Origin of the sequence: Vibrio sp. (assembly GCF_050299255.1) — a bacterium.
Lineage (GTDB): Bacteria > Pseudomonadota > Gammaproteobacteria > Enterobacterales > Vibrionaceae > Vibrio.
The window spans coordinates 29,539-41,747 of sequence record NZ_JBNKVP010000026.1 but is presented as its reverse complement, the minus strand read 5'-3'; the positions used below and the strand labels follow the sequence as shown (position 1 = coordinate 41,747).

General features: G+C 48.0%; 11 protein-coding genes. All 11 read right to left on the bottom strand.

Annotated features, from left to right (window positions below):
- Positions 1–845: dihydroxy-acid dehydratase (locus ACQY6F_RS09395; protein WP_428773897.1), on the bottom strand; the 845-nt coding region annotated here is incomplete at its 3' end.
- A gap of 87 nt (positions 846–932) precedes the next feature.
- Positions 933–1,415, bottom strand: coding sequence for a gluconokinase (locus ACQY6F_RS09390; protein WP_428773892.1), 483 nt, complete (start codon positions 1,413–1,415; stop codon positions 933–935).
- 34 nt (positions 1,416–1,449) lie between these two features.
- Positions 1,450–2,727 (bottom strand): TRAP transporter large permease, encoded by a 1,278-nt coding sequence (locus ACQY6F_RS09385; RefSeq protein WP_428773895.1) that lies wholly within the window; start codon positions 2,725–2,727, stop codon positions 1,450–1,452.
- Between the two features lie 151 nt (positions 2,728–2,878).
- Positions 2,879–3,427, bottom strand: coding sequence for a TRAP transporter small permease subunit (locus tag ACQY6F_RS09380; RefSeq protein ID WP_428773890.1), 549 nt, complete (start codon positions 3,425–3,427; stop codon positions 2,879–2,881).
- A gap of 53 nt (positions 3,428–3,480) precedes the next feature.
- Positions 3,481–4,497, bottom strand: coding sequence for a TRAP transporter substrate-binding protein (locus tag ACQY6F_RS09375; protein ID WP_428773888.1), 1,017 nt, complete (start codon positions 4,495–4,497; stop codon positions 3,481–3,483).
- Between the two features lie 434 nt (positions 4,498–4,931).
- Positions 4,932–6,671: a methyl-accepting chemotaxis protein gene (locus tag ACQY6F_RS09370; protein WP_428773887.1), complete on the bottom strand. Its 1,740-nt coding sequence runs from the start codon at positions 6,669–6,671 to the stop codon at positions 4,932–4,934.
- A 112-nt stretch (positions 6,672–6,783) separates the two neighbouring features.
- On the bottom strand, positions 6,784–7,845 hold the full coding sequence (locus tag ACQY6F_RS09365) for a YjhT family mutarotase (RefSeq protein ID WP_428773886.1): 1,062 nt from the start codon (positions 7,843–7,845) through the stop codon (positions 6,784–6,786).
- Between the two features lie 15 nt (positions 7,846–7,860).
- Positions 7,861–9,018: an N-acetylneuraminate epimerase gene (locus tag ACQY6F_RS09360; RefSeq protein ID WP_428773884.1), complete on the bottom strand. Its 1,158-nt coding sequence runs from the start codon at positions 9,016–9,018 to the stop codon at positions 7,861–7,863.
- Positions 9,019–9,388: 370 nt separating this feature from the next.
- Positions 9,389–10,126, bottom strand: a complete 738-nt coding sequence (locus ACQY6F_RS09355) for an AAA family ATPase (protein WP_428773883.1) — start codon at positions 10,124–10,126, stop codon at positions 9,389–9,391.
- Between the two features lie 365 nt (positions 10,127–10,491).
- The gene (locus ACQY6F_RS09350; RefSeq protein WP_428773881.1) at positions 10,492–11,571 is read right to left on the bottom strand and encodes an FUSC family protein; all 1,080 of its coding nucleotides are present in this window, start codon (positions 11,569–11,571) and stop codon (positions 10,492–10,494) included.
- A 79-nt stretch (positions 11,572–11,650) separates the two neighbouring features.
- Positions 11,651–12,142: a MarR family winged helix-turn-helix transcriptional regulator gene (locus ACQY6F_RS09345; protein ID WP_428773879.1), complete on the bottom strand. Its 492-nt coding sequence runs from the start codon at positions 12,140–12,142 to the stop codon at positions 11,651–11,653.
- Positions 12,143–12,209 lie beyond the last annotated feature (67 nt).

The following is a 12,209-nucleotide window of genomic DNA, read 5'->3' as shown; positions in this document are numbered from 1 at the left end:
ACCACATGACCCAGCGCTTTCGGGCTGCGATGATAACCGCTCAGCGACGCGATATGCTGAGCGATTTTCTCGGTCAGTTTTTCCCTTAGCGGATCAGTGGGCGAAACAAATGCCGAACCCGGCAGCATCAAGCCCATGGCTTCCAGTACCAGTTGATTGGTATTGGCGGTGCCAAAGAAGGTGCAGGTACCGGCAGAGTGATAGGCTTTACACTCCATCGCCAGCAGCGCCGATTTGTCCACTTCACCTGCAACATATTTTTGCCGGGTCGAGACTTTTTCGTCATTACTCAGACCGGTGGCCATCGGGCCCGATGGCACAAACGCGCTGGGCAGGTGACCAAACGCCAGCGCCCCCATCAGCTGCCCCGGGGCGATTTTATCGCACACCCCCATCAGCAAAGTCCCGTCGAAGGTATTGTGGCTCAGCGACATAGCGGTGGACTGGGCGATCAGATCCCGGGAAAACAGTGACAGCTCCATGCCATCATTGCCCTGGGTGATGCCATCACACATTGCCGGTACACCACCGGCGACCTGGGCGGTGTTGCCCAGTGGTAATAGTGCCCGCTTGATCACGTCCGGATAATACAGATAGGGTTGGTGAGCACTCACCATATCATTGTAGGCGGTGACTATCGCCAAATTCACCTTGGTAAAATCCAGAATTGAGGCTTTTTCCTCTGTAGTGGAGGCCGCCACCGTGTGGGCCAGGTTGCCACAAGCCAAACCAGCACGCAGTTTTCCCTTACTGGCTTGTCTCTCTAGGTTATCCAAATAGCTTTTGCGGCTTTGTGCACTTCGTTTAACGATAGTGTTTGCCACTTCAACAACTACTGCGTTCATTGTCATCTTGTCTTACCTAAGGGCCAGCAAAGTGGCCCGTAAATTCATCTTACTTACCAAAGGGCTGCAAAGTCAGCCGTGCAAAAATCAAATTCTGGCGAGGATTTCATCCACTATCTGGTCTGGAGCCTGCTTGATGTCGATATGAATCGCTTCCTGTTCGGAGGGTTCTATCAGGGTTTCAAACTGGCTTTCGAGCATCGCCGAGCCTTGAAAATAGTGCCCTTCCCTCGCCTTATGCCGAGACCAAATGGTGTCAAAATCTCCTTTCAGGTAACAGAATGTCAGCGTGTTGCCGCCACTGCGCAGAATCTCCCGGTATTCCGGTTTCAGAGCCGAGCAGGCGACTACTAACTGGTCCTCGCGCTGGATAAGCTGGCTAAGGCTCTGTAGCCAGGTCTTCCGGTCTTCATCAGTCAGGGGAATCCCGCTGCGCATCTTCTGAATATTTTCTTCCGGGTGAAAATCATCACCATCGAAAAAAGGAATGTTCAGCGTAGTTGCCAGTGAGTGACCAATCGACGATTTCCCACAGCCAGAAACCCCCATAACGACATATTTTTTGTTCATAGTGTTGACTCTAATTTAGGGTTAACGGACAGGCTTATCGCCACCATAAAGCCAGTTCAGGGAACATAATGACCAATGCAAGCACTGCAACTTGCAGGGCGATAAACGGTAGTAATGCAGTGAAGATTTCACCCAGAGTGATGTCTTTCGGCGCCACCGATTTCAGATAGAAAGCGGCCGGGCCAAATGGTGGTGACAGGAAGGCCACTTGCATGTTCAGGCAGAACACCACACCAAACCAGATAGGGTCCATACCAAGGCTGGTAATGATCGGCACGAATATCGGCATGGTCAGCAGCGCAACACCAACCCAGTCGAGGAACATGCCCAGCACGAACAGGATTGCCATCATGATCAGCAAGGTGGTCATGGCATTACCGCCACTCAGCGCCATAATGGTCTGCTCAACGAAATCGATACCACCCATCAGGTTGTACACGCCCACCAGAGCCGAAGCACCGATACCGATCCACATGATCATGCCGCAGGTACGCATGGTCGCGACAGCCGAATCTTTTACCATTGCCCAGTTCAGCTCTTTACGAATCGCCGCACTGATCGCAATACCCACCACACCCAGTGCAGAGGCTTCCGTCACCGACGCAATACCGGTGTAGATACTGCCCAGCACGGTTGCAACAGACAGCAGCGGGAAGAACAGCGCCTTAAAGTAGCTTGGGGTATGTTCTGAATCTTTGGCCAGGTCTTCCTCTGACGGCAGCGGTGCAAGTGACGGATTGAGTTTGCAGCGCACTAGCACGTAGATCATATAGAAAGCAGCCAGGATAAATGCCGGCAGAAACGACGCTTTAAACAGATCGCCAATCGAAACCGATGCCGACAGGCCGTAGATAATCAGTACGATACTTGGTGGCAGCATGGTTCCGAGTGCGCCGCCGGCACAGGTGGTCCCGATTGCCAGCTTACGGTCATAACCCAGGCGCAGCATTTGCGGTAGGGCCAGGATACCCAGCAGCACCGTTTCGCCACCAATTACGCCAGACATAGACGCCAGGATCACCGCGACAATCAGGGTTTGTACCGCAACGCCACCACGAATCTTACGGCCAACACTCTTCATCGCGTCAAACAGATCCCGGGCGATACCAGAGCGGTCGAGCAACGCGGCCATCAGTACAAACATGGGCACGGCCAGGAAGACATAACCGTTAACAAAACTGAATATACGGCTGGTCACCAGTGGCAGCGCATCTACGCCAAACCAACCCAAGGTGAAAATCAGTGCCACCAGGCCGGTCACGAATGCCAGCTGCATCCCGGTTAAAAGCAGGCCAATCATCAAAACCAGCATCAACAGACTGCCGTAAGCAATACCGATTGAAGAGAGATTAGCTGTGAATGCCTGGAAACCCACCCAACCTAATGCGGCAGTCAAAGTAACGAGGCCCGCTATCAACGCAATGGGTTTGCGGCTGCCAGCATCCTGGCTAATAGAAGATGAATTAAGCATTGTCGTCTTCCTTTAGTTCTTGAATTTCATTGATCAGGTGCAGCGTGAACTGAATGAACATCAGCACCACAGTGACCAGGATTAAGCCTTTCAGCAGCGCAGGAAAAGGCGGGTTCCAGGCAGTACCGGAGGTTTCCAGCCTGACTTCTCCCCAAGGGGTCAACCATGAGTTGGTGACCATCTGCCAGGCGGCGTAAGTCAGCAGACCACTGAACAAAAGCCCTGCCAGATGGTGGAATATGTTCAGGTAGTGTTTGGTTTTCTCGGATACCGCGTCGTAGATCAGTACCACGCGTACGTGCTTATCCGTCGCCAGCGCGTATGCACCACCCAGTACGAAAAGCGCTCCGCCAATAAATGATGCGGATTCGTGTACCCAGATGGTTGGAGCATTAAACAGATAACGGCTGGCAACTTCGTAAAAAGAAATAATCACAGTGAAGACAAATAATAAGCTCAGTATCTCGCTTAATTTGGCGATCACTTTATCCAGGGTGTTCTTGGGCATTTCAGCCACAATTTCAGTGTGTGAGTTTTTCATAATGGTATTTCCAAAAAGTAGGGAGGCGAGAAAACCTCCCTATATATAACAACTTATAGAAGGCCTGAATTTTTCAGGTAAGTCGTAATAGAGTCGTAGACTTTTTTCGCGTTTGGAGAGCGTTGAGCATATTTTTCCCATTCACCCATCGCGATCTGACGGAACTTCTTACGCTCTTCGGCTGACCAGTCGTGGATAGTAATATCCGGGTTAGCCTGCGCTGCACGTACTGCTTCCTGGTCGGCAATACGCAGCTGAGTAGTGATATCTTCAGCAAAGTCACGTACTGATACCTTGAGGATTTGCTGCAGATCGGCTGGCAGTTTGTCCCATTTTTTCTTGCTCATTGAGATATCGATGGTTGGCAGCGAGTGGAAACCTGGCTGAACCGGGTGGGTCGCGATATCGTTCATACCCGCTTTGTGGTTGGTAGAAAATACTGTGTAGTCGGCCGCGTCGATAACGCCTTTGCTCAGGCCGGTAAAGACTTCAGAACCTGGCAGGTTAACCGGAGTCGCACCCGCTGCCGCAAACACTTGCTGAACCAGGCCTTCAGGCGCACGCAGTTTCAGCCCTTTCAAATCGTCAACGCCATTCAGCGGCACTTTGGATACGAAAGATTCAACGCCGGTAGTGGAGCCGCCAATGTACTGAACACCATAAGGGGCATACAGCTCAGTCATCAGTTCAAAGCCGCCGCCGTAGTTAATGTATTGCAGCAGTTCGCGGGTATCAGACCAGGCACCGACCATGTTACCAATCAGGCCAAACGCAGGATCTTTACCAGAGAAATAACCGGTCGCGGTAATGTGGCCATCAATAACACCCATTTTGATCGCATCCAGTGTTTCGGTGTGTTTCACCACCGCACCAACCGGTAGTAAGTCGATTTCAATCCGGCCACCAGACATCTCTTCAACGCGTTTGGTCCACTCTTTCTGCACCTGATAGTTTTTGTCCCCAGATGGATCGCTTGATTGGAATTTGAAATTAAATTCAGCTGCAAGCGCTGAAGTTGACATTAACGCGACGGCGACAGCCGATGTTAGGGTTTTGGTTAAGAATTTCATCTAATAGTCCTTTGCTTTATAGTATCTCGTTCGATGTTACCCATAACACACGCAATGTTACCGGGAACATTTAAGATGTTATCGGTAACATTGCGTAACATCTAAGAATCAGATCACGTTTCGGAGATCAAATGAAAAACGGAATTTTCGCGGTTAGAAAGCGAATTATGGAGAATATAACTAGGGGACAACGAACTGAATAAAAATCTAACTTAGCTGGTAAGTCCCTCTCTAAACAGCGATTATACAGACGAATCGGGGCCAACAATGAAGCTCCCACAGCACTGGCAGAGTAATTGAATGAGCACCTACTGCCAGCCAAAGCCATGGTTGAAAAATGTGATTGAGTTAAAGGTAACTGATGTGATCGATCCAGTTAATGGTCCTAGGGACACTCATTTAAGTGTCCCTCTGGAGCCACTAACTGAGCGTTGCTAATGGATCTTAAACTGGCCGACAACCTGAGATAGTCCTGAGGAGGTATTGTCCAACCGCTGACTGAGTGCATCGGCCTCAGACGCGTCATGATTTAACTGTTCAATCAACTGCTGGATAGCCCCCATGTTGCGACCGATTTCATCCGTTACCTGACTCTGCTCTTCGGCGGAGGTCGCCATTAGGGTATTCAAATCGTTAATTTCACTCACAGAAGACGTCACCGTATGCAGCGATTCCATTACCCTATGGGTATTGTCTGATGTGGTTTGGCAGCTAATACGGGTTGAATCCATTTGACTGACCGCATTTTCGCTGGCCCGATGCAATTTTCCGAGCATTTCATTGATTAACGCCGTACTTTGCTGCGTTCTTGCCGCCAGCCCCCTGACCTCATCGGCGACAACCGCGAAGCCACGCCCTTGTTCGCCCGCTCTGGCAGCTTCAATGGCCGCGTTCAGTGCCAGTAAGTTGGTCTGCTCGGCAATATCACCAATAATTTGCAGTACCGCGCCGATTTCTGCCGTTTCATGGCTCATCTCACCGATCGTATTGGCCATGTTTGCGATATCTGATTCCAGCTTGGCAATGCTATCCTCAGCTTCATTAACGGCAGCTTTCGATAGGTTGGCAAAGTCATTGGTTTTTTCAGTCAGATTAGCGGCATTGGACGTGCTTTGGGCAATAGCGCCGGCGGTGACTCTCAGTTGCTCTATCGCCGCAATAACCTGCTCAGTTTCCGACATATGTGCTTTTAGCATCTCACTATGAGTCGCTGACTGCTTCATCATCTGCACCACGGCATCATCTATCTGATGAGATGAATCCGAAATTTCAACAAACAGCTCTCTTAGCTGGCCAATAAAGCGGTTTATGGAGTCCGATATTTTGCCGATCTCATCACCTGACTTCACTTCTAGTTTTTGTGTCAAATCACCATTGCCCTGAGACAGGTCAGCGACCAGACTCTGCAAACGAATCAGCGGCTTAAACGCGTAACTTAACAGCCCCACAGAGAGTATGATGATAATTACCGCACTGACAGTAAGCGCAAGCGTGATCATACTATTCAAGCTGTTGGTATTGGCTTGAATATTAGTTAAATCAATGTAACCGGTTAACAGCCAGCTATTATCATCAAATTCTATTTTATGCTCGATCGGAACCAGTTCTGTTCCTTGTTTATTTGAAAAAATCGGAATGTTATTTCCCGATACAATCTCCAAGTAACTGCCATCGCGCTGATATTTTTTTATAACATCCGCTAAGTAAGTTAAATTTAATTCAAAGAATGTTGTTGAACCATCGCGTTGCTTAGAAATTATTGTCATTACCGGCTGGTTGTCTTGCAGCCTAACCGGGGTTATGACCAAAGGTTTGCTCTGTGCTTCGGCGATCTTAACAAATTGAGCGGCCTGTTGGTCTGATAATGTTCCTGAGTTATCAAACGCGAACCCTTCTACAATCTTGGTGATCCTTTGAAAACCGGAGCTTTGCTGTACTTTCTTGATGTCGATAACACCTATTTTCAGGTTTTCCGCCATCGAAATTTTGGCTTGAAGTTCACTATTAATCTTATCTTCCACCAGGTCTATATTGTGCTGAATATTCTTGGTATCGGTTTGATAAATGTAATCGTTAATGAAATAGTTAACACTAAAATAAGAGACAGAGATAGTAACGAAAATAATAGCAACGATAAGTGCTACTATTTTATTTTTAAACGAGATATTTTTCATAAAAGATCATATCCATTGAAAGTGTGCAGATTCAGGCGTGGCATTGATAATTTGATAAAAAATAACCTCAAACAAATCTGTCTGTTTGAGGCTACTAAATTAGTATTTAATATCAATACAGGGAGAAGCAGCGCGTTTGTGCTTCACCGGAGCAATTTTCGCCACCAATGATGTACATGCGCTGCTCTAAGGATACCGATAACCCATAAGCAAGCGCTTCCCCGAACACGCCGGCGAAGGTCCAGCCAGAACCATCATATTTCCATACCTTGTTGCTATAGTGCTTGGTCAAACCTTGATGACTGTACAACCTGCCATTTCTAAAGTTTTTTTGACTGCCAATGAAATAGGCACCACCCACAACGTAAACTTGATTTTGAAATGTGGCGACAAAATGGCCTGCCAGCCCTTCATGTTCACTATCAACGTCGACGATAGACGGACACAGCACACCTTTCGTTACCACAGAACCAGCCAGCTCAAATTGCTTGGTTTGCAAGCTTCTTAGCCCCGGTTTGATTTCTCCTTCAATGAGCGTAATTCGGTCGCCATCTTGAGCAACGCCTGCCCCGCAGTTTGCGGGGAAGGCATTTCTTCCTACAATGGACCAGCGATTGTCCGCCGGGGTAAATGTCCAAAAGTCCTGATTCCAGCCGTAAGCATCGACTTGTTGCGACATAAAATGGGTTAGCAGTTGTTGGTGTTTTTCAGGTTCCGATTGGGCATCAATGGCTGACAACTCCGCGACAAAATCATCGAATGTTTCTTTGCGGTAACCGCCAAAAAACACCAGCTCCCCTGAAGTCAAACAGCAGCAGGACGCCCCTAATAACCCGATGGGCAATCCCCCTTCCAGTTGCGTCCAGCGATTCTCCAGGCTATCAAACTGATAGCCATCCAGTAATACCGTGGGATGGCTGTTGCCCGGTTCAACACCTGCGCCTGAAAACACATAGAGCTTGTGCCCGCTCACAGCAAATGCGGCATCATCACGGGCGCAGCCCGGGAAATCGGCTGCGGATTGCCAACCGAGTTGAGGCTGCTCTAAATCGAAGAAGAATAGCTGCTTGCCTGCACTGCCCAGCCCGGCATAAATCTTACCGCCAAGCACACCGCCGACACCGTGTTTAATTCCGATCGGCAGATCAGGAATTGAGTCGATCACTAACGACATAAAGTTCCTCGTAAATCAGTCTGTCACAACCACTTTTGAGCCATCCCAGGCCAACATATAAACTTTGTTGCTCTGGCTACGATCACTCTTTTCACCGCCGGCGATTAAGACGCCGTCTTGAGTGGTAAAAGAGGCACCATAAGCCAGCCCTTCAGGCAGCTCGTTTGCTCTGGACCACAGACCGTCTTGTTCTATGTAGATTTCAGGATTAAACGCCTTGCCCAGTCCGGCATGGGCGAACAGATTGCCACTTTCAAATGCCGCTTTAGCGCCATGGAAGTTGGCACCACCGGCAACAATTGTTACGCCGTTGCTCTTACCTGCAAACGCTCCCGCCACGCCTTCTTGTACCGCTCCCGGCTCTGGTGCAGGTAAAGCATGCATACTGTTCCAAGGCTGACTCTTACCAAATTGAAACTGTTTGACTTCGGCCGTTCTCAAGCCGGGTTTAATTTCACCACTGATCAAAGTCGCGACAGGCCCGTCGGTGACCAGCGCACTACCACAGTTGGCAAAATAAGGAGAGGTTCCGACTACGCTCCACTGTTGCGTTTCTGGTTTGAAACTCAGCACCTGCTGGTTCCATTGATAATCAGACGGTTTCATTCCCATGTAGTCGTCAACGATTTTCTGCCAGGCCTCCGGCTCAGCCTGCTTATCTGTTGTCATGACGTCATGCAGGTAACTATCGAAATACTGTTTGTTATAACCACCAAACAGTATGATTTGTTTATTGTCCGGAGAATACGAAGCCGCGCCCAACAGACCGACCGGCGAAGCGGTATTCACTTGCGCCCATGAGTTTGCCTTCACGTCATAGCGGTAAACGGTGTCAAATAGTATCGGCGAAGCATCTGACTGATTAACTTTGCCGGAACCACCAAATACATACACTTCGCTGCCGACCACCGAAGCGGTAGCCCCGCTACGTGATGCGCCAATAAAGGCAGCCTGTTTTTGCCAACCCTTCGCCACATCGTTCAGATCGAGCATATAAAACTGTTGCCCCGCAGAACCCAGACCAACAAACACTTTATTTCCCACCTGAGCACTGATGCCATCTTTAAGACCAAACGGGAGATCAGGCCATTGGTTATCAGCATTCGCGCTGACACTGAACGCCAGAGAGGCAGCAAGCAAAGGGGTACAAATTAAGTGATTTTTTATGTTCATTATTTTTTCCTTGTTAAGTACTGAGCCGTACCGCGTGACATTGATCACTGGCTTGATGGTCAGCAACCATCCTGATTGTTGAATTTCACGCTCATTATTGATCAATAAAAAAATATTTCTTTGATCAATATAACAATAAAAAATATTTTTATTTATAAAACCAAAAAAGCCCATCAGCAGATGAGCTTTGTTATATGTACTGTAAAATCAGATAGCTATAGGCTATACGGCAAAGTTGCTATCACTGCAGCGATATCAAGTCGTGGCTATGCCAAGTTAATAGCGCAATCCCCCATTCCAGCAGGGATCGCATTTCTGGTGGCTAAGCTTCGATAAACGCCTTCGCAGAGACCGTCTCAGACTCTTCTTATTAATTAGTCAGCGATTTGTTGCCATTTAGCCAAAGAAGAATATTTTTCCACAGAGTATCATCTACCTCGCCCTTTTCCACGAAACTATCGTTCAGAAACGCTTCCTGATAGTGGTCTGATTCGCTCATCATGCCGAGCGTGGAATGCTGGCTAAACATGCTTAACAGGTGCATTACCTTACGCAGTTTTTCGTCATTCGCATTTTGGGTTCGGTTAATGACAAAACCAAGTTTCACTTTCTGCATCACATCCCGGTATAGATGGCGGCTGATCAGCATTTCGATAAACGGTAGTGACGCTTTCAAATCAACCGGTGATGGCTGAATAGGAATGATGATATGGTCGACAAACCGAATGTAACGAGCTAATTCCGCCTCCGACATGTTGGAAGGGGAGTCGATAACGATAAACTCTGATTGCGGATCCACTTTCAGCGACATACTGATATCAGTGAAACTGCGCATGGCCGGATTAAAGGCCTGGCACGGCAGGCTGCCAACCAAGTTTGCCCAATTGTAAGTGGATTTTTGCCGGTCGAAGTCTACCAGCTCCGTTTGATAACCGTCCTGAATCAACTTGCTCACAAGCCCGGCTGTTACCGTTGATTTTCCGACCCCGCCCTTTGCATTCAGCACGATCACTTTCTTCGCTTTTGAGTGTGCGATGCCTATTTTTTTATTATGCGTAGCTTGTTTAAATTGACTACTAAAATATTTGGTTGAGAGTGCTATATTCATTGGTATTTGAGCTTAAAATTGTGGCAATTTGGGTTAAGGGCAAGCAATCTTAACATTCAAAACTGATTAGTAAATAAGCCGATTTTTAGTAAATCACATTTCTAAACAATTTATTTTATCGGCAATTTTACTTAGTTGATTTATATGTAAATAATTTCCCATACCCACTTAATTGCATAATGCTTTTCCAAAAATCGTATAAATTCTCCATACAGGTCAATTGCAGATTACACCTCTATTGATTTATTTATTTAAAAACAGACAAATAGTGTTACTTTCGTTCAGAACAAGTAAATAACTAAAATCCAGCTGCACATTAATTGACCAACCTCTTAATGCGACAACTCTGCAAAACGCGGCTGTGATCACTTCACTCGCAAACGCAATAATCGTTGCTCCAGGCGGTCATAGAGATCACGCTGATGAAGCAGCCAACCGCCAAGATAACCTACTGAACTACCAGCAATTACATCAATAAGTCGAAGCAAGATCACTGAGTTAATTTCAAATGATGCACTTCCCCCTTCCGCAAGAATGATGGTTAAGGGGGTGATAAATATCACCGCAAGGCCATAGTTGCGTGTGACTAATATTTCTATCACAAAGGTAAGGCAGATAATCAAAGTTACCAGGATCCAAGGCCCTGGATTAAATGAAAATATCAGCCAGGCTAAGCCCATACCAATTATGGTGCCAACAATACGGTGCACCTTACGATGCCAGACCATACGGAAGGTTGCGCCCTGTAAGATTGCTGCGCAAGAGATTGGCGCCCAGTAAGGTTTGTCGAAGCCCAGCCACAGGGCCAACAGATAGCTGGCCGCGATAAACGTCGCTATGGTTGTCGCTTCCAACACAATTGCGACCACTCGGCGTTCTGGTGCTTCTGCCGGATGAATGCCCGCTCTGAACCCCCTTAACAACTGGATAAGACTGTACGTGAGTGTCATGACACATGCTCCCACACAGCCGAAAAACAGGATACCGGTACGCTCTGCCGCCAAAGAGAGATCGAATGGCATGGCACTGGCAATACAGCCGACCAGGATAAAGAAAAAGCTGCCGGGAGCAGGCACTGCAAAATAGCGGCAGATAAACGTCGCCCAAAAAGCGACGAATCCAAGCGCGACAGAGATCGACACCGGGCTGAAACCAGCCAGTAGGCACAACAGAAAGCTGGAACAAAATCCAAACGTCGTCAACGCCATCGTAACCAGCCGGTGTGACAGAGGAGTCTGCCTAAGATAAAGACTGGCTAAACCCCCACAGCTTGCTGCAACGCCAACGGTAAATTGGCCCAACCAGGTTGCGATAACCACCGGTAATCCGGCAGACAGTGCCACCGTAACCAAAAATCCCCACGGACGTTTGCGATCACTCAGTTCCAGAAATGGGCGAATATGAGCCCACAGCGCGGATGTCGACGAAGGTTTAGCTGACGACATTAAATCTCCTTGATAAAAAACAGGCAATCTACCGTTAACGGCAAAAAAGTTTAATGCGTTGGGATTCCAATTAGCCAAGCTATTCCCAACGGCAAATTAGCTTGTGCAGCAGCTGTTCTAATGAGTCTAGCTCTTGTGGCGAAAGTACCGATAATTGCTCTTTTTCTAAGTCATGGACTTCGCTCATTGCCTTTTCAATCAGATCCTTACCGGCATCTGTAAGCCTGACTAGCTTACTGCGGCCATCTTCAGGGTTTTCCACCCTTTCGACTAGGCCCGCGTCGGTGACCCGATTAAGCACTTTAGTCAGGCCGCCGGAACTGAATAGCATTGAGTGATACAGGTCAGTCGGTGACAGGCAATACGGCGGCGCAGAGCGACGTAATGCCGACAGAATGCCGAAATCGGCCCTTTGCAACTGGTGTTGCGAGACCAAAGCCTCAAACTCATCAGTGAGATATTTATGAACTCTATGCAGCCTGAGTATGGCCGGTGATACGTTTTTGTACGCCTGCGGCCAATGTTGCAGGCCAGAACTGAACATATTTTCCACGGATTTCTGATTGGGCATAACGTCTTTCCACTACTTGTTCTGTGACATGGCGCAAATATATCTTGCCAGAAAGGTAAATGGCAAC